The following is a 25,236-nucleotide window of genomic DNA, read 5'->3' as shown; positions in this document are numbered from 1 at the left end:
CCAAAACAGGGACCAAACTCACGGCTCGGCGACGTCCGGTTTAATGGACAGATGGATATCACGCTCAATGACGGCCACACCATTCCGCAACTCGGTCTCGGGGTGTACAAAATAGCGGATGCTCTCGCCTCCGACACCGTTCAGGTCGCGCTCGAGGCCGGGTACCGTCACGTCGATACCGCCGCGCTCTACGAGAACGAGGTCGGCGTCGGGCAGGGGCTGGCACGCTCGAGTGTGCCCCGCGAAGACGTGTACGTCACAACCAAGGTATGGAACGATCGCCACGGCTACGACGAAACACTGCGGGCGTTCGACGAGAGCCTGGCCAAGCTCGGCCTCGACTACGTCGACCTGTACCTGATCCACTGGCCGGCACCGCAACAGAATCGCTACGTCGAGACCTATCGGGCCCTCGAAGCGCTCCGCGCCACCGGCCGTGCCCGTTCGATCGGAGTCTCCAACTTTCACCCGCACCACCTCGACCGGCTCCTGGCCGAGACCGACGTTGTGCCGGTGCTCAACCAGGTGGAGTTGCACCCCTGGCTACCGCAAACCGAGGTGCGCGCGTATGACGCGGCCCACGGCATCCGCACCGAAGCGTGGTCGCCGCTGGCCCGCGGGCGCGCGATCGGCAACGAGACCCTCGACGCGATCGGAGTGAAGCACGGCAAATCAGCGGCCCAGATCGTGATCGCCTGGCACCTGTCGCTCGGCACCATCGTCATTCCCAAGTCGGTCACGCCGGCACGGATTCGCGCGAACTTCGACGTGTTTGACACTGTGCTCGATGCCGCCGACCTGGCCGCGATTGCGGCGCTCAACAGCGGCGAGCGCACGGGCAAAGACCCCGACGACCTCGACTGACCTGACTTGATCTGGCCTACAAGGGAACGCGGGCGTTGCTGCCGAGCGGGTCGGCACGTCCTCGGCGTTCGGCAGAGTGCTCACAAACCGGTAGACCACCAGCCCCAGCGTCACAACGAACCCGCCGCCGTGCGCCGAGCCATCACCAGCGCGGGTGGATCTGCTCGCGCAGCAACCGGTCGTAGATGTTCTGCACGCCCTCGTTGAAGGCGAGGTCGAGCGGTTCGGCCACGCCGGCCGTGGCATTGCCCTGCACCTGCGCGACCGAGCGGGCGCCCGGAATAACGGCGCTCACCCCGTCGATCTGGGCGACCCAGGCCAGTGCGGCCTGCGACGGACTGAGGCCGGCCGGAGCGAGGGCGGCGAATTCGGTGGCGGCCTGTAGCCCCACTTCGAAGTCGACGCCGGAGAAGGTCTCGCCGACGTCGAAGTGGCTGCCGTCGCGGTTGAAATTGCGGTGGTCGCTGTCGGCGAACACGGTCTTGCGCGAATATTTTCCGGTGAGCAGCCCGCTGGCCAGCGGAACCCGGGCGATGATGCCGACCCCGGCAACACGCGCGGCGGGCAGCACCTCATCGAGGGGTTTGAGCCGAAACGCGTTCAGAATGATCTGCACCGTGGCGACGCCCGGGTGGCGGATCGCGGCGAGGGCCTGGTCGCAGGTTTCCACGCTCACGCCGTAGTTGCTGATGACGCCCTCGTCGACGAGGGTGTCGAGCGCGTCGTAGACCTCGCCGGAGTCGAAGACAGCGCTCGGCGGGCAGTGCAGTTGCACGAGGTCGAGGGTGTCCATGCCCAGGTTCGTTCGCGACCGGTCGGTCCACTCGCGAAAGTTCGTGAGCACAAAGTTCTCGGGCAGTTGTTCGGCCCGGCGACCCATCTTGGTGGCGACGGTGAGCTCGCTGCCCGGGGCGTCATGCGCGAGAAAATTCCCGATCAGGCGCTCGCTGCGACCGTCACCATAGACATCCGCTGTGTCAAAGAACGTTATTCCGGCATCAGCGGATGCCGCGAGTACCCCGGTAGCGTCGTGGTCCGATACTGCTCCCCAATCGGCGCCGAGTTGCCAGGTACCCAGGCCGATAACGGAAACGGTGCGACCGGTGCGACCGAGGGTGCGTTTTTGCATGTATCCAGCTTAGGCATCGGGTGCGCCTCGGTGCCGGAGGATTTTGTTGCTGCTCGGACCTGCGACCCAGACATTTTGAAAGGCCCCAGCAAGGACGCGGCTAGCGGCTCCCGATGCGCTCCGCGATCAGCGGCCCGCCATCCTGCACGAGCTCCCCCGGGTCGCCAATGCGCCAGGCCCCCTCAACGGCCTCGAGCGCGCGCGCGAACCGCTCGGGCTCATCGGCGCTGAGCGTAAACAGCGGTTGGCCCTGAACGACGGTGTCGCCGGGCTTGGCGTGCAGGTCGATTCCGGCCGCGTGCTGCACCGGATCCTGCTTGCGCGCCCGCCCCGCACCGAGCCGCCAAGCGCCGATGCCGAACGGCAGCGCCTGCTGTTCGACCAGCACACCGGACCGCTCGGCGTGCACGATGTGAGTCTCGCGCGCGACCGGCAGCGCGGCCTCCGGGTCGCCGCCCTGCGCCCGAATCACGGCGCGCCACTTGTCCATTGCCCGGCCGTCCCTGAGGGCTGCGGTCACGTCGACGTCGGTGATTCCCACCAGGGCGAGCATCTCTTCGGCCAGGGCCACGGTGAGTTCGACCACATCGGCCGGGCCGCCACCGGCGAGCACCTCGACCGACTCGCGCACCTCGTTGGCGTTGCCGATTGCACAGCCCAGCGGCACATTCATGTTGGTCAGCAAAGCCGATGTCGCCACCCCGGCGTCCTCGCCGAGCTCCACCATCGTGCGTGCCAGCTCTCGCGACCGCTCGATGTCTTTCAGAAAGGCGCCGGAGCCGAACTTCACGTCGAGCACGAGCGCGCTCGTGCCCTCGGCGATCTTCTTCGACATTATCGACGACGCGATGAGCGGAATCGCCTCGACCGTGCCGGTGATGTCGCGCAGGGCGTAGAGCTTGCCGTCGGCCGGAGCCAGGCCGCTGCCGGCCGCGCAGACCACGCCGCCGATCTGCTGCAATTGCTGCCGCATCTCGGCATTGGTCAGGTTGGCTCGCCACCCCGGAATCGACTCGAGCTTGTCGAGCGTGCCGCCGGTGTGGCCGAGGCCACGGCCGGAAAGCTGCGGCACGGCCGCGCCGAACACCGCGACGAGCGGCATGAGCGGCAGGGTGATCTTGTCGCCGACGCCGCCGGTGGAGTGCTTGTCGGTGGTCGGCTTGCCGAGCCCGGCGAAGCTCATGCGTTCGCCGCTCGCGAGCATCGCCATCGTGAGCCCGCGAATCTCGTTTCGGGTCATGCCGTTCAGAAAGATCGCCATGGTCATGGCGGCCATCTGCTCGTCGCCGACATAACCGCGCGTGTAGGCGTCGATGAGCCAGTCGATTTGTGGGGTGGTCAGTTCGCCGCGGTCGCGCTTGGTGTGAATGAGGTCGACGGCGTCAAACGCTTCGATGGTGGTCACGTTGGAGACTCCTCAGGAAGCGGTGGTGTTAGGAAACGGTGGTGTTAGGAAACGGTGGTGGCGCGGTACTCGGCGAGTTGGCGCGGCCCGAAAGCATCCGGCAGCACCTCGTCGATGGTTTTGACCCCCGAGACCGTTTCGAGCAGCATGCCCGGCGCGGAGTGTTCGTAGAGCAACTGCCGGCAGCGACCGCACGGCATGAGAATGCCGCCAGTGCCGTCGACGCAGGTGAAGGCCACGAGTTGGCCGCCGCCGCTTCGATGCAGGGCGGAGACCAGACCGCATTCCGCGCAGAGGGTGAGGCCATACGAGGCGTTCTCCACGTTGCATCCGCTGATTACTCGCCCGTCATCGACCAGAGCCGCGACACCGACCGGAAACTTCGAGTACGGCACGTACGCGGTTGCCATGGCGGCGAGAGCGGCCTCGCGCAACGCCGCCCAGTCGACGATCACAATGGTCACTTGATGTACGGCTTTCCGTCGGCGGCGGGCGCCCGCGAGCGGCCGACGAACCCGGCAACGGCGAAGATCGTCACGACGTAGGGGAGCATGAGCATGAATTCGCTCGGCACCGGCGAGCCGATGATGCCGAGCACGTTCTGCAGGTTGGTTGCGAAACCGAACAGAAGCGCCGCGAGGGTGGCCTTGATCGGATGCCACTGGCCGAAGATCACCGCGGCGAGGGCGATGAAGCCCATGCCGTTGGTCATCTCCTTGTTGAACGCACCGACCGCGCCGAGCGTGAAGTACGCTCCGCCGAAGCCGGAAACGACGCCGCCCAATGTGACGGCGATGAAGCGGGTGCGGTTGACGTTGATGCCGACCGTGTCGGCGGCTTGCGGATGCTCCCCCACGGCCCGCACGCGCAGGCCCCATTTGGTGCGAAACAGACCGAAATACACCACGGCAATGGCTACGTACATGACGTAGACAATGATGGTCTGGCGAAACAGGACCGGACCGATGATGGGGATTTCACTGAGCAACGGAACGTCGAGACGGGGAAAGACGTCCGGTGAATTGAGATTGGCGCTGGGAGCGAGCACCTGCGAGTAGAGAAAGCTGGTGAGGCCGATCACGAGCACATTGAGCACGACACCGACGATGACCTGGTCGACGAGGTACTTGAGCGCGAAGGCGGCGAGCACCATCGACACGAGCGCCCCGGCTACCATTGCCGCGAGCAGGCCGAGGTACGGGTTGCCCGTAGCGGAGGCGACGACCGCCGAGCTGAAAGCTCCCGCGAGTAGCTGGCCCTCGATGGCCACGTTCACCACGCCGGCGCGTTCCGACAACACACCACCGAGAGCACCGAAGATGAGCGGGGCACTGAGGGTGACCGTTCCGATCAGGAGTCCGGGCACCGGAATCGTGGAACCGGACGCCGCCCAGGCCAGAAACCCGACCAGAAACAGCAGCGCGAACAAAATGGAGAACACGATCGGAATCTTGGTGTGGCGGTAGACCAGCCACGCCGATGCTGCAGCCAGGAGCACGAGTACGATGGCGACGAACACTCCGGTGACGAAGGTCGGCAGGGCAACCGCGGGCAGCTGGATTACGTCACGGGCTTGCGACAGGCGAAAGGTGCTGAGTTCACCGCGCTGGCCGCGACCGAGTACGACGAACAGGAACAGCGACAGCACGGCAAAGCCGCCGAAGGTGATCGGAATCTTCCAGCTGCGAATCGCCGCGGTCGGCTTGATGATCGGGGCTGAAGCCGCCACGGGAGCCGTGCTCTGTGTGAGAGTGCTCATTTCGCCACCACCTCGTTGGTCTTGCGCGCCTTGACGGCGCGAATTGCGGGTTTCTTCGTGGTGCCGGGCGTAGGCAGGTGGAACATGGCGCGCACCAACGGCGGGGCCGCGATGAACAGCACGATGAGTGCCTGCACGACCACGACGATATCGATCGGCACACCCTCGGCAGCTTGCATGGCAAACCCACCGGCTTTGAATGCACCAAAGAGGATTCCGGCCGCGAAGATTCCCCAGGGTCGTGAACGACCCAGCAGGGCGACCGTGATGGCGTCGAAGCCGATACCGGCGTCGATGCCGGCCCCGAAACCGGTGGTCACGGTGCCGAGTACCTGGTTGATGCCGGCCAAGCCCACGAGCGCGCCCGAGATGGCCATGGCATACATGTAGACGTTCTTCACGTTGATGCCGGCGACCCGGGCCGCGCTCGGGTTCTGCCCGACAGCGCGAAACTGAAACCCGAGATTGGAGCGGCTGAGCAGCCACCAGACGAAGATCGTGGCCGCGATGACCGTGAGAAAACCGGCGTGCAGGTTGTACCGCGGTCCGAACAGGTCAGGGAACACCGCGGTCGGCAACATGGCCGGTGTTTTCGGGTTGTTGCTGCCGGGCGCCTGCAGGGCGCCCGGAGTGCGCAGCAGAAACTGGATGAGATACAGGGCCACGAAGTTGAGCATGATCGTAACAATCACCTCGTGGGCTCCGGTGCGAGCCTTGAGCAGGCCAACGATTCCGCCCCAGATCGCACCGCCGAGCAGACCGGCCAGAATGGCGACAATCAAGTGGATGCCGGCCGGCAGCTCGACCGCGAAGGCAACATACCCGGCGGCCCCGGCGGCGATGAGCATCTGCCCACGACCACCGATGTTGAACATTCCCACCCGAAAGGCGAGTCCGACGCCGAGACCGGCCGCGATCAGCGGCGTCGCGAACGTGAGTGTCTCGGTCAATGGACGAATGGCGGTGAGAAAGTTGTTGGCGCGAAAGTTATAGATGGCACCCTGAAAGAGGGCGGAGTACGCCCCCGCGACGGCGGCCCAGACGGCCTGCAGCAGGTCGCCCGGCCGCGAGAAGAAGTACACCGCCGTCTCCTGCACGCGTTCGTTGGTGAAGGCGATCAGAACCGCGCCGACAATGAGCGCGAACACGACGGCCAGGACGGAGATCATGGCGCTGCCGCCGGTGATATCGCGCAGGGTTTGGGTCCAACGTTCAGACCCGTCCTTCTTCACGTTGCCGGGATCCGGAGCTGCCGCAACCGCGGCTGCCGGTACTGACGTGTCACTCACAGTAAGGCCTTCGTTTCGGGGGCGTGTTCGCCGGCCATCATGAGGCCCAGCGTGGCACGGGGGGTGTTGCCGGGCACGATTCCAACGATTTCTCCTCGATACATCACCGCGATGCGGTCCGCGAGAGCGACGACCTCGTCGAGCTCGGTGGATACAACAATCACCGGAATGCCGGAGTCGCGGGTTTCAATGATGCGGGTGTGTACGAATTCGATCGAACCGACATCGAGCCCACGCGTCGGCTGTGCCGCGACAAAGAGGCGCAGCTCACGGCTCAGTTCACGTGCAAGAACAACCTTCTGCTGGTTGCCACCGGACAGCCGGCCGGCTTCCATCTCGCTACCCTGCGAGCGAATGTCGAATTCCCGAATTTTTTCAGCGGCGAACGTGGCTCGAAAACCCAGTTGCAGGTTGCCGGCCTTCACGAACGGCGCCCCGGAGCTGCGGTCGAGCATGAGATTCTCGGCGATGCTGAAATCGGCGATCAGACCGTCTTCGGTGCGGTCCTCGGGAACGAACCCGACGCCGGAATCGAGAATGTGCCGCACGCTGTAGCCGCGCAACGGTTTGCCGTCAAGTTCGATCGACCCGGTGACGTGGTGCTGCAGACCGAGCAACGCTTCGGTCAGCTCGGTTTGACCGTTACCCTGCACACCGGCGATCGCGAGCACCTCACCGGCCTGCACATCAAAACTCACGCTGTTGACGACGATCTGGTTGCGGGAGTCGATCACCGAGAGGTTTTTCACCGATAGGGCCGTTCCGCGCAGTTCGGGGGCGTTCTTGTGCACGGTCAATTCGACGGCGCGGCCGACCATGAGCGAGGCCAGCTCCGCGTTCGTCGCGGTCGGCGACGCCTCACCGACGACGGTTCCCAGGCGGATGACGGTGATGCGGTCCGCCACAGCGCGCACCTCCCGCAGTTTGTGCGTGATGAACACGATCGAGGTGCCGGACTCGGCGAGCTGGCGCATGATGATCATGAGCTCGTCGGTTTCTTGCGGCGTCAGCACAGCGGTGGGTTCGTCGAACACCAGCACCCTGGCATCCTGGGACAGCGCCTTGATGATCTCGACGCGCTGCTGCACACCGACCGGCAGGTCTTCGATGAGGGCGTCGGGATCGATGTCGAAGCCGAAACGGTCCGAGATCTCTCGCACCTTGGCCCGGGCGGCGCTGAGATCGAGGCGGCCGCCGAAGGTGGTCTGCTCGTGGCCGAGCACGACATTTTCGGCGACGGTGAACACGGGAACGAGCATGAAGTGCTGGTGCACCATGCCGATTCCCGCTTTCATGGCGTCGCCCGGCCCGGCGAATTTCTGCACCGTGTCGTCAAGCAGGATCTCGCCCTCTTCGGCGATATACAGGCCGTACAACACATTCATCAGGGTGGACTTGCCCGCGCCGTTCTCGCCCAGAAGGGCGTGAATTTCACCTGACTCGACCGTGAGGGAGATGTTGTTGTTGGCCACCAGCGCACCGAAGCGCTTGGTGATACCGCGAAGTTCGAGCTTCATTCATCCTGAATTCTTGGGTCGAGCATGGCGGGGACTGCACGAGGGTAATGAAATGGGGAGGCCAATATCCGGCCTCCCCATTTCACGTAGCCTATTTCTGCTTGGGCGAAGCGGGCGATTCGACCGTGATCGAACCGTCGATGATGCCGGCCTTGATGCCGTCAACGTCATCAGATATCGTCGCAGACACCTTGGACTCGAAGTCGTGGAACGGTGCGATGCCCACTCCTTCGTTGTCGAGGGTTCCGACGTAGGCCGTCACGTCGAACGTGCCGGATCCGGAGGCCGTCACGACGTCAGACACGGCGAGCTTGATGTCCTTCAGAATGCTGGTCAGGAACAGGCTGGAACCGGCCGGGTTGGTCTCGAACAGGTCGGCGTCAACACCGACCATGGCGATGTCCTTGCCCGAGCTCTTGATCGCTTCGATCGCGCTCAGAAAGATCGGTCCACCAACGGGCAGGAGCACGTCGGCGTTCTGGTCGATCAGGCCCTGCGCCTTGGCGAGGGAGTCGACGCCAGCAACGAAGCCACCGGTGAATGAGCCGGTCTGCGAGGCGACGTCCCAGCCAATGGTCTTTACGGCGGTGCCGTTCTTCTCGTTGTAGTACGCGACGCCGTCAGCGAAGCCGTCCATGAAGATCGTGACCGGGGGGATCTGCAGTCCGCCATAGGTGCCGACGACGGCGGTCTTGCTGTAACCGGCTGCGACATAGCCGGCCATGAAACCGGCCGGGGCGGTGTCGAACAAGATGGGCTTGATGTTCGGCGCGTCAACCTTGCCGTCAAAGTTGAGGTCGGCATCATTGTCGATGATGGCGTAGTTGACTTCGGGGTTGGCGAGAGCCGACTCGACGGTGGCCGCTGCGAGGTTGAACCCGACGGTCACGATGAGGTTGCAGCCCTGGTCAACGAGGTTTTGCACGTTCGACTGGTAGTCGGTCTCCGCAGCGGACTCGACCGTTTTCGGCGTGACGCCGAGGGCGTCTGCAGCCTCGTTGAGGCCCTCGAAGCCGAGCTGGTTGAAGGACTGGTCGTCGAATCCACCCTGATCGGACACCATGCACGGCAGAAAGTCGCTGGCAGCGGCAGAGTTGGTGTCATTGGTGGCGGCGGGCGCCTGGGCACAGGCCGAGAGCATCGCCACGGTGCCAAACATTGCAAGACCGGCAAGTACGGTCTTACGGGTCGAAATTGTCAAGAGGACCTCCTGGATGCTGCCCAGCTAGATCGCGCGGGCATCGTGCGGTACACGTTACCGAATGAAACCCTGCGCAGATGAGCAATGTGCGTGCGCGACCGAGTCGTTACCAAGCCGCGACATTGCGGACACAATTCTCCTCTTATTGGGGTGAACTGGGTCCTTTCACCGCGATGATCCCGGCTATGATCGCAGCCCTGATCTGGTTCATTTCGTCCACGAGTTCAGCAGAAACCAGGGCGGCCTGATCGTGGAAATCGGCGATCTCGACGCCGCCGTTCTTCAGAGTGCCCACGAAAGCCGTGTTGTCGAAGGTCCCATCGAGGTCGGCCCCGATGGTCTCCACCACTGCGGCCGACGTGTTCTTGAGCACGCTCGTGAGCACGACCGACTGAAATTGTTGCGGCAGCGTGACGTAGCCGTCGTTGTCGACCCAAATGATGGAGACGCCCGGTGTCTCGATCGCGGCAGCGGCCGCACCCTGCCCGACCTGACCGGCCACCGGCAGAATGATGTCGGCGCCCTGGTCTATAAACGACTGGGCGAGGGCCTTGCCCTTGTTGACGTCTTCGAAGTCACCCGTGAAACTACCATCCTGGGTGTCTTTGTTCCAGCCAAGCACCTGCACATCAGCCCTGTGCTTGTCGTTGTACATGGCGACACCGTCGACAAAACCGTCCATGAACAGGGTGACGGGTGGCTGGTTACCGCCGCCGAACGTCGCCACGATGCCGGTCTTGCTCACGCCGGCTGCGAGGTAGCCGGCCAGAAAGGACGCCTGGGCGGTGTCGAACACGATGGGTTTCACATTGGGCGCATCGACGACCTCGTCGACGATCGCGAAGTGCACGTCGGGGTTGGCGGTCGCCTCGGCGAGCGTGGCATCGGCGAGTTCGTAACCAACGGTGAGCACGAATTGGCAGCCGGTGGCGACGGCCTGACTCACGTTGGGTGCCAGGTCCGTCTCCGACGTCGACACGATCGCGTCGGTGTTGATGCTGTACTTCGTCGCCGCCTCCTGCAGGCCTTCCCAGCTGGACTGGTTGAAGGAGCGGTCTTCGAGACCGCCCGAGTTGGTGACCATGCGGGCGCAGTAGGCGGGGGCATCCGCTGTTGGGCTCGAGACCGGGGTCGGCGCTTTGGCGCACGCCACGAGGAGCAGGACGGAGACCGCGGCTACGGCGGGGACTGCGATCAAACGGCGCATGGCACTCCTTCACACTGAACTCGAATTTTACGCGCTGGTCGAGCTTGTCGAGACCATGGCGCTCGACAGTGTGGTTTCGACGGGCTCAGCCGACGAGTCATCCTAGAGCACGTCGCTGGAACCGGAGAGCTTGAGCGCGTCGACGACCGCCTTCACCTTCTGGGCGTTCGCGCTCGTTGTCACCAGCAGAGCGTCGGGGGTGTCGATGACCACGATGTCTTCGACGCCGATGAGGGCAATCATGCGGCCGGTGTGGCTGACGACGATGCCGCTCGACGAGTCGGCGAGCACCCGAGCGCCCTCGCCGAGGATGGCCAGGTTAGATTTGCGACCGTTGGAGTGCAGCTTGGCGATCGAGGCGAAGTCGCCCACGTCGTCCCAGTCGAACTGGCCGGGAATCACGACGAGCTTGCCGGCCGCGGCCGCCGGTTCGGCGACCGAATAGTCGATGGCGATTTTCTTGAGGCGAGGCCAGACCTTATCGACCACGGCGCCGCGGGCCGGGGTGTCCCACGCTTCGGCCAGCTCCATCAGCCCGGCGTGCAGCTCGGGCTCGGCCGACGCAATTTCGGCCAGCAGACGGTCAGCACGTGCTATGAAGATGCCGGAGTTCCAGAGATAGTTGCCATCAGACAGGTACTCTTCGGCGATTTCCGGGCTGGGCTTCTCGACGAAGGAGTCGACAGCGAGGGCGGACGGGGCGCCATCCACCGCGAGCGCGGCAGCACTCTTGATGTAGCCGAAGCCGATCGCGGGCTCCGTCGGCTGAATACCGATGGTCACGATGTAGCCCGCGTCCGCAGCGGCGACGGCCTCGGTCACGGCCACGCGAAAAAGCGCATCACCCTTGATGACCTGGTCGGCAGGGAATGATCCGATGATGACGCCCGGCTCGCGCAGCTGCAGAATGGCAGCGGCCAGGCCGATCGCAGCGGTCGAGTCGCGCGGTTCGCTCTCCAGAACAACATTCGGGTCGGCTAATTCGGGCAGCTGCTGCTCAACCGCTGCGCGATGGGCGCGCCCGGTGACGACCATGATGCGCTGCTCGGTCGACAGCGGAACCAGGCGATCCCAGGTGTCGCGCAGCAGGGTCTGGCCGGAGCCGGTGAGGTCGTGCAGAAATTTGGGGGCATCCGCTCGCGATAGCGGCCACAGCCGGGAACCGATTCCGCCGGCAGGAATCACGCTGTACAGGCGGTCGAGGGGCTCACTGGGCGTAATCACACGCCCAGACTACCGGGCAGCCCCGACACGACTGTTCATGCGCCCGTCACCCGGCGGCAATGCCGGGTGCCTAGCCTCCAATTATGCGGATCGCAGTCATCAGCGAAAGTTTCCTCCCCACGGTCAGCGGGGTGACCACGAGCGTCTGCAAGGTGCTCGAGCATCTGGCAGCCAACGGACACGAGGCAATGGTCATCGCCCCCTCCGGCGCCCCGGCCGAATACGCCGGATTTGCCGTGCACACCGTCTCGGCCGTGAACTACCGCGAGTTTCCGGTGGGCATGCCCAGCCCGCAGGTTCAAAAACTTCTCGCCGACTTTCGCCCTGATGTGCTGCACGCCGCCTCGCCGTTTTTGCTCGGTGCGCAGGGCATCAGCGCGGCCAACCGGCTCGACATTCCCTCGGTCGCGATCTTTCAAACGGATGTCGCGGGCTACGCTCACCGAAATCACCTCGGCCCGGCCACCGCGCTGGCCTGGCGATTTGTGAAGTGGGTGCACGAGGGGGCCACTCGCACCCTGGTTCCGTCATCGTCGTCGATGGCCGCCCTGCTGCGCCTCGGCGTTCCCCGGCTGGCCCTGTGGACCCGCGGCGTCGACCTGACCGGTTTTCACCCGAACCTGAAAAACGATCCAGCGGTCAAAGCACTGCGGGAGCGAATTGCTCCACCGGCCCAAACCCCCAGAGCGCAGGGGGCCGTGCGCGATGTGATCGTCGGTTATGTCGGTCGCATGGCGCCGGAAAAGCAGGTGGAGCGACTGCGCGCGCTTCGCGGGCTGCCGGGCATCCGTTTGGCACTAGTCGGCGATGGGCCGAGCGTACCTTCTATACATCGAGCCCTCGAGGGCCTGCCGGTCACCTGGCTGGGCCGACTCTCGGGGCGCGAACTCGCCGTTGCGTACGCGAGCTTTGACGTGTTTGTGCACGCTGGCACCGAGGAGACGTTCGGGCAGACCATTCAGGAGGCGCACGCCGCTGGGCTCCCAGTAGTGGCTCCGCACGCAGGCGGTCCGATCGATCTCGTCGCGCACGGAGAGAATGGTTACCTGTTTCGGCCGGACGATGATCGCGATCTGCGACACTGGGTGTGCCAGCTCGCGCGTGACCCCGTGCTGCGCGCGCGCATGGGCGAAGCCGGCCGCCGCGCAGTGCTCGGACATTCCTGGTCGACGGTCTGCGCCGAGCTGGTTGACTACTACGAGCAGGCGATCGACGAGCGGCTCGCCGTGCGCGCCAACACACACGTACCCCCGTCGATGCAACGTTAGATACCCACAACCGGCACGAGCGGCAGCACAATCGTCACGCCGCGCCTACACACAGGTACCCCATCGATGCAACCTTAGGCAACCCTAACCGGCACGAGCAGGCTGAGCGCTTGTAGAATAACAACATGCGCTTGTAGCGCATTCCCGGTCTCTTTTCAGAGCCACTATTCAGCCAGGGAGGGTTGTTCATGCCACAGACGGCAGGAACCCTAGATTCTCAGCAGAAGACGACGTCACGTCGCCCCGCCGGCACCCTGTATCGGGGTAACACGGGCATGTGGTCGTGGGTCTTACACCGCATCACGGGTGTAGCGATCTTCTTCTTTCTGCTCGTTCATATTCTCGACACGGCACTCGTTCGGGTCAGCCCCGAAGCCTACAATGCGGTCATTTCGCAATACCAGACGCCGATCATGGGCCTCGGTGAGGTCGCACTCGTCGGCGCCATCGTGTTCCACGCCTTCAACGGACTCCGCATCATTTTGATCGACTTCTGGAACGCCAAATACCAGCGGGTACTGTTCTTCGTCGTCATCGGCCTCTGGGTCGTCACGATGCTGGGCTTCGCGCCGCGCCATCTCATCAACGTGTTCAACCACTAGGGGGCGACAGATATGACCTCAACAATCGAAGCTCCCCGCAGCCCGTCCACCCGCTCAACAAAAAAGAGCGGTGTCAACTGGGAAAAGTGGGGCTGGATCTACATGCGCGTGTCCGGCGTCGTGCTGGTCGTGCTCATCTTCGGACACCTGTTCGTCAACCTCATGATCGGTGAGGGCGTCAGCGCCCTGAACTTCGCGTTCGTCGCCGGCAAGCTGACCAACCCGTTCTGGATGACCTGGGACGTCATCATGCTGTGGCTCGCCCTGATTCACGGCGGCAACGGCATGCGCACCCTGGTCAATGACTACGCCACCTCGCGGATCAGCCGCGGCATCCTGAAGATCGCTATTTTGGTCAGCGTTGTCTCGTTGATCGTGCTCGGCACCCTCGTGGTGTTCACCTTCGATCCCTGCCCCGCCGGTGCGCCCGCCGACCTCGTGGCCTCGTTCTGTAAGTCCCTCTAGGAGCTGCACACACAAAAATGATTTCCTCCACTACACCCACGGAGCCCACCGTCGTAGACGGCGTGCACTACCACCAGCACGACATCGTCATCGTGGGAGCGGGTGGAGCTGGCATGCGTGCCGCCATCGAAGCCGGCCCCCACGCCAGCACGGCGGTCATTTCCAAGCTCTACCCGACGCGTTCGCACACCGGTGCGGCACAGGGCGGGATGGCCGCGGCCCTCGCCAACGTTGAGGAAGACAACTGGGAATGGCACACCTTCGACACGATCAAGGGTGGCGACTATTTGGTCGACCAGGACGCCGCCGAGATTCTCGCCAAGGAAGCCATCGACGCGGTCATTGACCTCGAGAACATGGGCCTGCCGTTCAACCGCACCCCCGAAGGCAAGATCGACCAGCGTCGCTTCGGCGGCCACACCCGCGACCACGGCAAGAGCCCGGTTCGTCGCGCCTGCTACGCCGCCGACCGCACCGGCCACATGATTCTGCAGACGCTGTACCAGAACTGCGTCAAGCACGGCATCAACTTCTTCAACGAGTACTACGTTCTCGACCTCGTCATGACCAACGTCGACGGCGTCGACCAGCCGTCGGCCGTCGTTGCCCTCGACCTGTCGAGCGGCGAGCTGCACGTATTCCAGGGCAAGGCGTTCATCTTCGCCACCGGCGGTTTCGGCAAGATCTACAAGACCACCTCGAACGCCCACACCCTCACCGGTGACGGCGTCGGCATCGTCTGGCGCAAGGGCCTGCCGCTGGAGGACATGGAGTTCTTCCAGTTCCACCCGACCGGCCTGGCCGGGCTGGGCATCCTCTTGACCGAGGGAGCCCGCGGCGAGGGCGCCATTCTGCGAAACGCGAGCGGTGAGCGTTTCATGGAACGTTACGCTCCGACCATCAAGGATCTTGCCCCGCGCGACATCGTCTCGCGGTGCATGCTCAAGGAGGTCGCTGAGGGTCGTGGCGCCGGGCCCGACAAGGACTACCTCTACCTGGATTGCACCCACCTCGGCAAGGAACTGCTCGAGACCAAGCTTCCCGACATCACCGAGTTCGCCCGCACCTACCTCGGCGTCGACCCGGTCACCGAGCCGGTGCCCGTCATGCCGACCGCGCACTACGCGATGGGCGGTATCCCGACCAACGTGAAGGCCGAAGTCTGGCGCAACAACGAGCAGGTCGTTCCCGGCCTCTACGCCGCCGGCGAGTGCGCCTGCGTCTCCGTGCACGGCTCCAACCGTCTCGGCACCAACTCGCTGCTCGATATCAACGTGTTCGGCAAGCGCGCCGGCAACAACGCGCTCGAGTACGTCAAGACGGCCGAGTTCGTTCCGCTGCCGGAAGATCCGGCCCGGGAGGTGCGCGAACTGCTGGAAGGCATCCGCTCGTCGACCGGAACCGAGCGCATCGCCGTGCTGCGCAAGATTCTGCAGGAGGAGATGGACAAGAAGGCTCAGGTGTTCCGCACCGACGAGTCCCTCGCCGAGGTCACAGAGACCATCCACCTGCTGCGTCAGCGCTACAAGAACATCGGTGTACAAGACAAGGGCCGTCGGTTCAACACCGACCTGCTCGAGGCCGTTGAACTGGGCTTCTTGCTCGACCTCGCCGAGGTTGTTGTCTACTCGGCCCGCAACCGCCGGGAAAGCCGCGGCGGACACCAGCGCGAGGACTTCCTCGTGCGCGACGACGAGAACTATCTCAAGCACACAATGGCGTACCTGAAGGGTGACGCCATGTCAGCGGATGCCGCCGACCACATCAAGCTCGACTGGAAACCGGTTGTCATCACCCGCTACCAGCCGATGGAGAGGAAGTACTAATGAGTACCGCCACGATCGATAACAAGCCCGTCGTTCCCGAAGAGATCAAGTCCTTCACGGTCACACTCATTGTTCGCCGTTTCAACCCTGAGGTCGACGACGAGCCGCACTGGCAGGACTTCGACGTGCAGCTCTACCCGACCGACCGTGTGCTCGACGCGCTACACAAGATCAAGTGGGAGCAGGACGGTTCCCTGACCTTCCGTCGCTCCTGCGCGCACGGCGTCTGCGGCTCGGATGCCATGCGCATCAACGGCCGCAACCGCTTGGCCTGCAAGACGCTGATGAAGGACCTCGACGTCACGAAGCCCATCTACGTGGAAGCCATCAAGGGCTTGCCGCTGGAGAAGGACCTCATCGTGGACATGGAGCCGTTCTTCGACTCCTTCAAAGAGGTGCAGCCTTTTCTCGTTGCCAAGAGCAAGCCGGTTGACGGCAAGGAACGCCAGCAGACCGTTGCCCAGCGCGCCCGCTTCGACGACACGACAAAATGTATTCTCTGCGCCGCCTGCACCTCCAGCTGCCCGGTGTTCTGGACTGACGGCCAGTACTTCGGTCCGGCCGCGATCGTCAACGCGCACCGTTTCATCTTCGACTCCCGCGATGAGAATGCGGCCGTGCGCCTCGATATTCTCAACGACCAGGAGGGCGTGTGGCGTTGCCGCACGACCTTCAACTGCACGGATGCCTGCCCCCGCGGCATCCAGGTGACCCAAGCCATCGCCGAGGTCAAGCAGGCCATCCTGCGTGGCAAAGCGTAACCGCGTTATCGTCTGAAAAATACCCTCGTCACTTCGACGGGGGTTTTTTTCGCGCTGTTCGGCTGACGACACGTGGGCTGGTACGGCGGTTAAACTAACACCGTGAAAGAGCTTCAGGCGCGCATCCAGGCATGGCGACCCGTGCGGGTCTTCGCCCACTTCACAACGGTGGGCGGCAGCATCCTCGCCGGTGGAATGTCGTATCAAGCCATCTTCGCCATCTTCGCGGCCGTCTGGGTGGGGTTCTCCATCGCTGGCCTGTTTCTCACCGCGAACCAGGGACTCCTCAATGCTCTCTACGCGATCATCAACCAGTCGATTCCGGGTCTGATCGGCAGCAAGGGCATCGTCGACCCGGAGGTGCTCGCCACAGCGGGTATCCTCACCTGGACCGGCGCCATCGCCCTCGCCGGGCTGCTCCTGACCGCTCTGGGTTGGCTCTCGACGACGGCGCAAGCCGTGCGCACTGTCTTTGGCATGCCCCCACAAACCACGTTCTTCATCTGGGTCAAACTGCGTGAGCTCGGCCTCGGGCTGCTGTTCGGCCTGGCCCTGGTCGTGTCGGCGCTCGTCTCCCTCGCCAGCACGGCGCTCCTGGGTGCCCTGTTCGGCCTCTTTCAGATTCCACAGGATTCGATCTTCTACGAGGCCTCCGCCCGCGGCATCGGCCTCGCAGTCGTGCTCGTCATCGATACGCTCACTCTCGCCGGTCTGTTCCGGGTCTTGTCGCGGGTGCGCATTCCGGTGCGACGTCTATTTGCTGGGGCACTGCTTGGCGGTATCGCCCTCGGAATAGTGAAGGTTCTCGGCGGCGCGCTGCTCGGCGGCGCCAGCCGCAACCCGCTGCTGGCAACCTTCGCCGTGATCATCGGACTGCTGATCTGGTTCAACCTCGTGAGCACTGTCACCCTCATCGCCGCGTCCTGGATCGCGGTCGGCATGGCCGACGCGGGTATTCCACCACACACCCTCAGCGCCGACGAGACTGCAGAAAGCCAACAGAAGCGCATGCACGACGCGCTTCGCCTGACCGCGCAGGCCGAGCTCACTGCAGCCAGGGCAGACCTCGATGCATCACCCTGGTATGCCCGGTGGCCCGCCGGGCGACGGTTGAAGGCGGCCGAGGCTCAGGTGGCCGAGTATGCCAGGGCCGATGCGGCACACGTGCGCTAACTAGACTTGACCCATGTCGTCTCCCAAACCCCTTCGTATTGCCAGCATCAACACGAACGGGGTCCGAGCCGCATACCGCAAGGGAATGGGCGACTGGCTGAACGCCCGCGACATCGACATTCTGGCGATTCAGGAGGTGCGTGCATCCACGGAAGATCTGGAGGGGCTCCTTGGGCCGGACTGGAACATTCTGCACGATGCGGCCACAGCCAAAGGCCGGGCCGGAGTCGCCCTGGCCAGCCGGTCGTCGGCATCCATTCACCGCGTCACACTCGGCGCCGACGAGTTCGACAGCGCCGGCCGCTGGCTCGAGGCCGACTACGAGGTGAACGGCAAGATCATCAGCGTCGTGAGCACCTATGTGCACTCCGGCGAGACCGACACTCCCAAGCAGGTCGAAAAATACAAGTTTCTCGACGCCATGATCGCCCGGCTGCCCGAGCTGACCGAGTCCAGCCCGCTCGCGCTCGTTCTCGGCGACCTGAACGTGGGGCATCGCACACTCGATATCAAGAACTGGCGCGGCAACAAGAAGCACGCCGGTTTTCTTCCGCAGGAGCGCGAGTATTTTGACCGCATCCTCGGAGCGGAAGGCGACCCGGGCTACAACGCGGGTGCCGGACTCGGGTGGGTCGACGTCGGACGAAAATGGGCCGGCGAGGTCGAGGGCCCGTACACCTGGTGGTCCCAGCGCGGCCAGGCGTTCGACACCGACACCGGGTGGCGGCTTGACTACCATTTGGCCAGCCCGCAGCTGGCGGCATCCGTTCTGCATTATGCGGTCGATCGGGCCGCGGCGTACGACCAGCGCTGGAGCGACCACTCCCCTGTCGTCGTGGACTACGACCTGTCGGGAGACGACAACTCATGACCAAACCACGCCTCTATTCGGGCATGCAGCCCTCAGCCGAGTCCCTGCAGATCGGTAATTACATTGGTGCGCTGCTGAACTGGAAGTCGTTGCAGCAGACGCACGACGCGTTCTTCTCCATCGTCGATCTGCACGCGATCACCGTCGCCCAAGAACCGGCGAAGCTGCGCGAGAACACGCGCGGCACGGCAGCGCAGTACATCGCGGCCGGGATCGATCCGTCGGTGTCGACCCTGTACGTGCAGTCGCATGTCGCCGCGCACGCACAGCTGGCCTGGGTGCTCAACACCATCACCGGTTTCGGTGAGGCGAGCCGTATGACGCAGTTCAAAGACAAGTCCGTGCGGCACGGCGCCGACGCGACCACCGTGGGTCTGTTCGCCTACCCAACCCTCATGGCCGCCGATATTCTTCTGTACCAGAGCGAGGTCGTGCCGGTCGGCGAGGACCAGCGCCAGCACGTTGAACTCACTCGCGACCTCGCGCTGCGCTTCAACTCGCGGTTCGGCGACACCTTCACGATTCCCGAGGTCGCGATCGTCAAAGAGACCGCGAAGATCTACGATCTACAGAATCCGCTGTCGAAGATGAGCAAGTCGGCCGAGTCGCACGCCGGGGTCATCTGGCTTCTCGATGAGCCCGGAGTCACCAAGAAGAAGATCATGCGGGCGGTGACGGATGCCGATGGCGGCGTGGTCTTTGACCGCGAGAACAAGCCGGGGGTGGCCAACCTGCTCACGATCTACTCCGTTCTCGCGTCGCGCTCGATCGAGTCGCTCGAAAACGAGTACGCGGGGCGCGGCTACGGTGACCTGAAGAAGGGCCTCGTCGAGGTCGTGCTGGGAACGTTTGATCCGATCCGTGCGCGCGTCGCCGAACTGCTCGGTGACCCGGCCGAGCTGGATCGTCTGCTGGCCTCGAACGCGGCCCGCGCCGACGCGGTGGCAAACGAGACTCTGGCCACCGTCTACGACCGGGCCGGCTTCCTGCCGCGCCGCTGATGCGTGCCTTCGCGCTCGCCTCCCCGGTGGTTCTGCTCAATCAGCCCGCAGCCAGCGACACGGACCGGATCCTTGAGTACTGCCAGGATCCGATCTTTGAGCGCTATTTGACCGTTCCGTGGCCTTACGATCGCAAACACGCCGAGGGTTTCCTCGACGAGTTTGTTCCCGACGGGTGGATGACGGATCGGGAATACACCTGGGCGGTGCGGGAACCGGGTGGATCGGAGCTTTTGGGCGTGATTGGGCTACGGCTGGCCGGGGAATCCGCCACGGCGAAAGCATCCGTGCACCGGGTGGGGTCAATCGGATTCTGGCTGGGCGCCCCCCACCGTGGCCGCGGGCTCATTCCCGAGGCCCAGCGGCTGGTCGCCGATTGGGCGTTCTCCACCGGGACCATCGATGTTCTCCACTGGGAATGCCTCCTCGGCAATGTCGCGTCGGCTCGAGCGGCGTGGAAGTCGGGCTTTCGATATGCCGGGGTATCACAATCCGTCGCCGCGTATCGGGACGGAAGCTATCCGGAGTCCTGGCAGGGCCACCTGGCCGCCGGAGACGACCGCAACCCCCAGCCCTGCTGGCCGGCCGCGGCGCTCGCCCGGTGACCGCTCCACGGGTGGTGCTGTTTGATCTCGACGACACCCTGTTTGCGCACCGGGCCGCGGCCGCCGCGGGCATTCTGCTGCACCTCGACCGGGTCGGCGGCGCATTCGCGACCGGCGACCCGGTAGCCGCGACCGCGCTCTGGGATGCGCTCGAGGAGGAGCATTACCACTCCTACCTCGCCGGCGTCCTGGACTTTGCCGGCCAGCGCCGCGCTCGCGCCCAGGATTTCGCGGCGTCGTATGACATGACGCTGACCGACGCCGAGGCGGATTCCTGGTTCGACGTGTACTTCGAGAGCTACCGGACCAGTTGGCGGCTGCACGACGATGCGCTCCCGTGCTTCGATGCGCTGGCCGAGCTGATTCCCGGGGTGCGCTTTGGCCTCATCACGAACGGCGACCCGGTGTTTCAGGGCGAGAAGATGCGACGTGTCGGCCTGACGGACCGGTTCGAACATGTCATCACGTCGGGCGCGCTCGGTGTTGCCAAGCCCGACGCGCGCATCTTCCGGCACGCCTGCGCGCTGTTCGACGTGCCCGTGGAGACAGCGGTTTACGTCGGAGATCGACTCCGCACGGATGCCCTGGGCGCTGCCGCTGCGGGGCTGATGGGGGTCTGGCTCAACCGAGCCGCGGCATCGCCTGCACAAGTTGACGAAATCGAAGCCACCCAACGAGGAATTCTCCGTATCGAGTCCTTAAAAGTACTTCCCCCTCTGCTGACAAAGTAACGTGCGAGCACAAGAAGTGCCCGTATGGACCTGCCATACGGGTACTTCTTGTACTCGCGCGCTTTGCGGGCGAGGGTTAGAGAACGTCGTCGTCTACCCAGTCGAGGGTCTTTGTGACGGCCTTCTTCCAGTTGCGCAGCAGACGTGCCGCGTCCTCCGGGTCCATGGCGGGCTCCCAGCGGGAGTCTTCCTGCCAGTTCGAGCGCAGGTCGTCCAGACCGCTCCAGAAGCCCACGGCGAGGCCGGCCGCGTATGCGGCACCCAACGCGGTGGTCTCGGCGACGACCGGACGCACGACGGGCACGCCGATGATATCGGCCTGGAATTGCATGAGCAGATCGTTCACGGTGGCACCGCCGTCGACCTTCAGCTCGGTCAATGGCACTCCGGAGTCAGCGTTGACCGCGTCGAGCACCTCGCGGGTCTGATAGGCGATGGCCTCGAGCGCCGCTCGGGCAATGTGGCCCTTGTTCACGTAGCGGGTGAGGCCGACGAGCGCGCCGCGGGCGTCTGACCGCCAGTACGGTGCGAACAGCCCGGAGAACGCCGGCACGAAGTACGCCCCGCCGTTGTCCTTGACCGTCTTGGCCAGGTCTTCGATCTCGGAGGCGTTATTGATGATGCCGAGCTGGTCACGCATCCACTGTACGAGCGAGCCGGTAACAGCGATCGAGCCCTCGAGCGCGTAATGCACGGGTGCATCGCCGAGCTTGTAACCCACCGTGGTGAGCAAGCCGTTCTTTGAGTGGATGATCTCGGTTCCGGTGTTGAAGATCAGAAAGTTTCCGGTGCCGTAGGTGTTCTTCGCTTCACCCTGGCCGAACGCGGCCTGGCCGAACGTCGCCGCCTGCTGGTCACCGAGGATGCCGGCGATCGGTACCTCGCGCAGCAGGCTGTGCCCGCTTGCGGTGCCGTAGACCTCAGAGGACGACTTGATCTCGGGCAGCATCGATTTGGGCACGTCGAAGATGGCGAGGATCTCGTCGTCCCACTGCAGGGTTTTGAGGTCCATGAACATGGTGCGGCTCGCGTTGGTGACGTCGGTCGCGTGTACGCCTCCCTCGGTGCCACCGGTCAGGTTCCACAGAACCCACGAGTCGGTGGTGCCGAACAACAGGTCGCCGGCATCCGCTTTCTCGCGTGCTCCCTCGACGTTTTCAAGGATCCAGACAATCTTGGTGCCGGAGAAGTAGGTGGCCAGGGGAAGGCCGACCTTGGCTTTGAACCGTTCGACGCCGCCGTCAGCGGCGAGACGGTCGACGATGTCCTGGGTGCGGGTGTCCTGCCAGACGATGGCGTTGTAAACGGGTACGCCGGTGTTTTTATCCCAGACGACAGCGGTTTCACGCTGGTTGGTGATGCCGACGGCTTCGATGTCGTGGCGGGTGATGTTTGCCTTCGACAGTGCCTGGCCGATGGCCTCACGGGTGTTGTCCCAGATTTCTTTCGGGTCATGCTCGACCCAGCCGGCCTGCGGCAGAATCTGTTCGTGCTCAAGCTGACCGATCGAAATGATCGACCCGGCCTTGTCGAAGATGATCGCGCGGGAGCTCGTGGTTCCCTGGTCGATGGCGAGAACGTACTTGGCCATGTGTAACTCCTTTGTTGTTCCAGGTGAGAATTCAGATATCAGCGGATGCTGCAGAATACGTCGGCGACCTTAGCCCAGGATGGGCAGCAGTAGACCCGACGAGGCACCGGCGAGCACGCCGCCGATGATCGGGCCAACGACCGGCACCCACGAGTAGGACCAGTCGCTCGAACCCTTGCCCTTGATCGGGAGCAGGAAGTGCGCGATACGCGGTCCGAGGTCACGGGCCGGGTTGATGGCGTAACCGGTCGGCCCGCCGAGGGAGGCGCCGATCGCGATCACGAGCAGGGCCACCGGCAGGGCACCGAGCGCGGCGAGCCCGCCACCGTCACCATTACGGCCGAAGCTGATGACGACGAAGACGAGTACGAAGGTGCCGATGATCTCGGTTACGAGGTTCCAGCCGTAAGACCGGATAGCCGGGCCGGTGGAGAACACACCGAGTTTGTTGGCCGCGTCGGGCTCCTGGTCGAAGTGCTGCTTGTAGGCCAGCCACACAACGACGGCACCAAGAATTGCACCGAGCATCTGACCGGCGATGTAGGTGAGGATCGAGATCAGATTGACCGGCACGCCAGACCCGAATTCGGTAACGCCACTGGCGACGAGGCCGAGGGTGACCGCAGGGTTGAGGTGAGCGCCCGAGTTGTAGGCGGCGATCACACCGGCATACACCGCAAGGCCCCAACCGATCGTGACCATGAGAAAGCCGCCGCCCAAGCCCTTGTTCTTGGCGAGTGCGACGTTGGCGACCACGCCGCAACCGAGGAGCAAGAGGATGGCCGTTCCCACGACCTCTGACATAAAGACGACACCGAGATTGTCCACATTGACCTTTCTGATGGGGTACTGCTATCCACCGACTGACCTAGTTGTCACGTGCGGCGGTCGTGCATCACGTCTAAAACGTATCGGCGCCCGGGTCGGCTCCGGACGGTTTTCACTGCACGTTTGTGCAGATTACCGGCGATCGCTGGCCCGGGCGCATTGCCTGCGCGACGAGAGGGGCGGCCTAACTGACGGGTGCCAGGTCGACCCCGTGGACGTCGATCAGGATGCCGCGAGCCAGCTCGATCTCCTCAGCCCGGCGCCCGGCGTCCCAGCCAAGAACGGGGGCGACGACGAGCGCGAGTTCCTCGATCAGCGGGGTGGTCACGGCGCCGACGAAGGCCATACTGGTGCGGCGCAGGAGCACGTCCATCAAGCGCACAACGCTCTCCGTCGAGGCCAGAAATTCGATCTCGCGGCGGGTGTAGGCGGGGTTGTGCTGGAGGGGGGCATCTGCTGAACCGGTCGGATCGGTCAGAAACTTAATGACCTCGCTCGCCCTAGTACCGTAGCGGGAGAGCAGGGCTGCGGCGCGATCGGTGCCGACCTCATCGCCGTGCGCGGTGACCCAGACGAGGTGGGCGGCCTCCGTGGCGGGAAAGTCGCGCCCACCGCCGATGGCGCGGCCCTCGGTGGAGACGGTGCGTGGCAGGCCGAGCAATTTCATAATGTCGGTGCTCAGGTTTTCGGCGAGGGCGCGGAAGGTGGTCCACTTGCCACCGACCAGGCTGAGCAGGGTTCCGTCGGCGGCGCCCGTGCGGGGCAACGGACGCGACTCGATGCGGTAATCGCGGGAGACGAAACCGGGAGCTTCATCGTCGTGGCGCGGCAGCGGGCGCACGCCGGAAAAGCGGAACACGATGTGCGATCGGTTGACCGGGACGGTTGGGAAAACGTGCGCGACGAGATCAATGAAATAATCGATCTCGTCTTCGGTGCAGCGGACCGGTTGGGTCATGTCGTGCTCGAGGTCGGTGGTACCGACCAGAACGCGGCCCTTGAGCGGGTAAATCAGCACGATGCGGCCGTCTTCGTGCTCGAAGAAAATCTCGCCGCCACCGGTCGCCGCGAGCAGTTCCGGGTTATCGAGCACGACGTGGGAGCCCTTGGTGCCGCCCATGAACCGGCTCGGCTGGCCGAGAGCGTTATTGGTCAGGTCGGTCCACGGCCCGCTCGTGTTGACGACGACATCTGCTTGGAAGGTAAATTCTTCGCCGGTAATCGTGTTGCGGAGGAGTACGCCGTGCTCGTTCATGCCGGCGGCTTCGACGTAGTTCGCGGCGCGGGCGTGCGGGCCGGCGTCGAGGCCGTCATGCAGCACGTCCAGGGCGAGGCGCTCGGGGTCGTCCATGGCGGCGTCGTAATAGGTGGCCGTGTACTTGAGGCCGGGGTTCAGCAAGGGCAAGGCTGCGAGCGCTTTCGTGCGGCCCTTGAACTCGTGGCGGGGCACCGTTCCACCGTCGCGGGAGAAAGAGTCGTAGATCATCATGCCGATTTTGATGAGCATGGCGCCGCGCTCAACGTGTTTGGCCCCCTGCTTATGGGTAAGAAACCGCAGCGGCGCGGCCATCACGCCGGAAAAAGTGGAAAAGATGGGAATGGTCGTCTTTAGCGGCTTGACGTAGTGCGGCGCGATCTTGAGCAGGCCGTTCCGCTCCGTCACCGATTCCTTGACCAGACGAAACTCGCCGTTTTCTAGGTAGCGCACCCCGCCGTGGATCATGTGCGAGCTGGCCGACGAGGCACCGGAGACATAATCGTTCTTCTCGACGATGACCACGTCGACGCCCTGCAGGGCGAGATCGCGGAAGGTGGCGATGCCGTTGATGCCGGCGCCAATGATGAGCACTTGGGCGCGGGGGCGTTCGGAGATCGCGGACGAAGTCTGTGAGTTTAAGAACGACACTGTTGTCACCTCT

The 25,236-nt window shown here is 64.1% G+C and carries 23 protein-coding genes; 11 read left to right on the top strand and 12 right to left on the bottom strand.

Going from position 1 to position 25,236, the window contains the following annotated elements; genetic code table 11:
* Positions 1-51: 51 nt before the first annotated feature.
* The gene (locus tag IWX77_RS06285) at positions 52-864 is read left to right on the top strand and encodes an aldo/keto reductase (RefSeq protein ID WP_196843659.1); all 813 of its coding nucleotides are present in this window, start codon (positions 52-54) and stop codon (positions 862-864) included.
* A 142-nt stretch (positions 865-1,006) separates the two neighbouring features.
* Here the strand turns inward: IWX77_RS06285 and IWX77_RS06280 are convergent, their stop codons facing one another.
* From IWX77_RS06280 to IWX77_RS06240, 9 genes are all read right to left on the bottom strand, one after another.
* Positions 1,007-1,993, bottom strand: a complete 987-nt coding sequence (locus tag IWX77_RS06280; protein WP_196843658.1) for an aldo/keto reductase — start codon at positions 1,991-1,993, stop codon at positions 1,007-1,009.
* Between the two features lie 100 nt (positions 1,994-2,093).
* Positions 2,094-3,398 (bottom strand): thymidine phosphorylase, encoded by a 1,305-nt coding sequence (locus tag IWX77_RS06275; RefSeq protein ID WP_196843657.1) that lies wholly within the window; start codon positions 3,396-3,398, stop codon positions 2,094-2,096.
* Positions 3,399-3,442: 44 nt separating this feature from the next.
* A complete protein-coding gene (locus tag IWX77_RS06270) occupies positions 3,443-3,862 on the bottom strand; it encodes a cytidine deaminase (RefSeq protein WP_442784426.1) in 420 nt (139 codons plus the stop codon).
* Positions 3,859-5,157 (bottom strand): ABC transporter permease, encoded by a 1,299-nt coding sequence (locus tag IWX77_RS06265; protein ID WP_196843656.1) that lies wholly within the window; start codon positions 5,155-5,157, stop codon positions 3,859-3,861. The genes IWX77_RS06270 and IWX77_RS06265 overlap by 4 nt, the downstream gene beginning before the upstream one ends.
* The gene (locus IWX77_RS06260) at positions 5,154-6,446 is read right to left on the bottom strand and encodes an ABC transporter permease (RefSeq protein ID WP_442784425.1); all 1,293 of its coding nucleotides are present in this window, start codon (positions 6,444-6,446) and stop codon (positions 5,154-5,156) included. Before IWX77_RS06260 ends, IWX77_RS06265 begins: the two co-directional genes overlap by 4 nt.
* Positions 6,443-7,963, bottom strand: coding sequence for an ABC transporter ATP-binding protein (locus IWX77_RS06255; protein WP_196843655.1), 1,521 nt, complete (start codon positions 7,961-7,963; stop codon positions 6,443-6,445). The genes IWX77_RS06260 and IWX77_RS06255 overlap by 4 nt, the downstream gene beginning before the upstream one ends.
* A gap of 91 nt (positions 7,964-8,054) precedes the next feature.
* Positions 8,055-9,164, bottom strand: a complete 1,110-nt coding sequence (locus IWX77_RS06250) for a BMP family lipoprotein (RefSeq protein WP_196843654.1) — start codon at positions 9,162-9,164, stop codon at positions 8,055-8,057.
* A 142-nt stretch (positions 9,165-9,306) separates the two neighbouring features.
* Complete coding sequence (locus tag IWX77_RS06245; RefSeq protein WP_196843653.1) at positions 9,307-10,371, bottom strand: BMP family lipoprotein; 1,065 nt, start codon at positions 10,369-10,371, stop codon at positions 9,307-9,309.
* Between the two features lie 102 nt (positions 10,372-10,473).
* Complete coding sequence (locus tag IWX77_RS06240; RefSeq protein ID WP_196843732.1) at positions 10,474-11,592, bottom strand: mannose-1-phosphate guanylyltransferase; 1,119 nt, start codon at positions 11,590-11,592, stop codon at positions 10,474-10,476.
* Between the two features lie 86 nt (positions 11,593-11,678).
* On the opposite strand from IWX77_RS06240, the gene IWX77_RS06235 reads away from it, so the two are divergent.
* The 10 genes from IWX77_RS06235 to IWX77_RS06190 all read left to right on the top strand — a co-directional run bounded on the left by IWX77_RS06235 (position 11,679) and on the right by IWX77_RS06190 (position 20,898).
* Entirely contained in the window at positions 11,679-12,863 is a 1,185-nt protein-coding gene (locus tag IWX77_RS06235) for a glycosyltransferase family 4 protein (protein WP_196843652.1), read from the top strand.
* A gap of 188 nt (positions 12,864-13,051) precedes the next feature.
* Complete coding sequence (sdhC, locus tag IWX77_RS06230) at positions 13,052-13,465, top strand: succinate dehydrogenase, cytochrome b556 subunit (RefSeq protein ID WP_196843651.1); 414 nt, start codon at positions 13,052-13,054, stop codon at positions 13,463-13,465.
* 12 nt (positions 13,466-13,477) lie between these two features.
* Positions 13,478-13,930: a succinate dehydrogenase hydrophobic membrane anchor subunit gene (locus IWX77_RS06225; RefSeq protein WP_196843650.1), complete on the top strand. Its 453-nt coding sequence runs from the start codon at positions 13,478-13,480 to the stop codon at positions 13,928-13,930.
* A gap of 17 nt (positions 13,931-13,947) precedes the next feature.
* Positions 13,948-15,756 carry a succinate dehydrogenase flavoprotein subunit gene (sdhA, locus tag IWX77_RS06220; protein ID WP_196843649.1) on the top strand — a complete coding sequence of 603 codons (1,809 nt, stop codon included), beginning with the start codon at positions 13,948-13,950 and terminating at the stop codon, positions 15,754-15,756.
* The gene (locus tag IWX77_RS06215) at positions 15,756-16,517 is read left to right on the top strand and encodes a succinate dehydrogenase iron-sulfur subunit (protein WP_196843648.1); all 762 of its coding nucleotides are present in this window, start codon (positions 15,756-15,758) and stop codon (positions 16,515-16,517) included. The genes sdhA and IWX77_RS06215 overlap by 1 nt, the downstream gene beginning before the upstream one ends.
* A gap of 102 nt (positions 16,518-16,619) precedes the next feature.
* Positions 16,620-17,690: a YihY/virulence factor BrkB family protein gene (locus IWX77_RS06210; RefSeq protein ID WP_196843647.1), complete on the top strand. Its 1,071-nt coding sequence runs from the start codon at positions 16,620-16,622 to the stop codon at positions 17,688-17,690.
* 13 nt (positions 17,691-17,703) lie between these two features.
* The gene (locus IWX77_RS06205; RefSeq protein WP_196843646.1) at positions 17,704-18,561 is read left to right on the top strand and encodes an exodeoxyribonuclease III; all 858 of its coding nucleotides are present in this window, start codon (positions 17,704-17,706) and stop codon (positions 18,559-18,561) included.
* Entirely contained in the window at positions 18,558-19,562 is a 1,005-nt protein-coding gene (gene trpS / locus IWX77_RS06200; protein ID WP_196843645.1) for a tryptophan--tRNA ligase, read from the top strand. The genes IWX77_RS06205 and trpS overlap by 4 nt, the downstream gene beginning before the upstream one ends.
* Complete coding sequence (locus IWX77_RS06195) at positions 19,562-20,167, top strand: GNAT family N-acetyltransferase (protein ID WP_196843644.1); 606 nt, start codon at positions 19,562-19,564, stop codon at positions 20,165-20,167. The genes trpS and IWX77_RS06195 overlap by 1 nt, the downstream gene beginning before the upstream one ends.
* Entirely contained in the window at positions 20,164-20,898 is a 735-nt protein-coding gene (locus IWX77_RS06190; protein WP_196843643.1) for an HAD family hydrolase, read from the top strand. The genes IWX77_RS06195 and IWX77_RS06190 overlap by 4 nt, the downstream gene beginning before the upstream one ends.
* A gap of 76 nt (positions 20,899-20,974) precedes the next feature.
* Here IWX77_RS06190 and glpK read toward each other — a convergent pair whose 3' ends face one another.
* The 3 genes from glpK to IWX77_RS06175 all read right to left on the bottom strand — a co-directional run bounded on the left by glpK (position 20,975) and on the right by IWX77_RS06175 (position 25,232).
* On the bottom strand, positions 20,975-22,489 hold the full coding sequence (gene glpK / locus IWX77_RS06185; protein ID WP_196843642.1) for a glycerol kinase GlpK: 1,515 nt from the start codon (positions 22,487-22,489) through the stop codon (positions 20,975-20,977).
* 69 nt (positions 22,490-22,558) lie between these two features.
* The gene (locus IWX77_RS06180; protein ID WP_196843731.1) at positions 22,559-23,293 is read right to left on the bottom strand and encodes an MIP/aquaporin family protein; all 735 of its coding nucleotides are present in this window, start codon (positions 23,291-23,293) and stop codon (positions 22,559-22,561) included.
* Positions 23,294-23,501: 208 nt separating this feature from the next.
* Positions 23,502-25,232 carry an FAD-dependent oxidoreductase gene (locus IWX77_RS06175; RefSeq protein ID WP_442784424.1) on the bottom strand — a complete coding sequence of 577 codons (1,731 nt, stop codon included), beginning with the start codon at positions 25,230-25,232 and terminating at the stop codon, positions 23,502-23,504.
* Between the last annotated feature and the right edge of the window lie 4 nt (positions 25,233-25,236).

The organism is Cryobacterium sp. CAN_C2 (assembly GCF_015751745.1).
In the GTDB taxonomy this organism is placed as follows: domain Bacteria; phylum Actinomycetota; class Actinomycetes; order Actinomycetales; family Microbacteriaceae; genus Cryobacterium.
This window is presented reverse-complemented; position numbering and strand designations above follow the sequence as displayed.